General features: G+C 48.5%; 1 rRNA gene. It reads left to right on the top strand.

Annotated elements, in window-relative coordinates:
* Positions 1 to 168 precede the first annotated feature (168 nt).
* Positions 169 to 231: ribosomal RNA gene (gene rrf, locus IB246_RS28615) — 5S ribosomal RNA — on the top strand; the annotation flags it as partial.

A 231-nucleotide genomic window follows, 5' to 3' on the forward strand; every position in this document is an offset into this window, starting at 1 on the left:
TTGCCCGTGAGGCTTGACCATATAACACCCAAGCAATTTGACTACTCGAAAGAGCATCAGATTGCGGTGTGTGAAGACGCAATGAACCGAAAGTTCGAGAAGCAAACACACAAACTATCGCATACCCGATTCGCTGGAACGTCGTAAGACGCGTCAGCTCAAGAATTTCTTGACGACCATAGAGCATTGGAACCACCTGATCCCATCCCGAACTCAGCAGTGAAACGATGC

The sequence above is a fragment of the Pseudomonas sp. PDM01 genome (assembly GCF_014852325.1).
Lineage (GTDB): Bacteria > Pseudomonadota > Gammaproteobacteria > Pseudomonadales > Pseudomonadaceae > Aquipseudomonas > Aquipseudomonas migulae.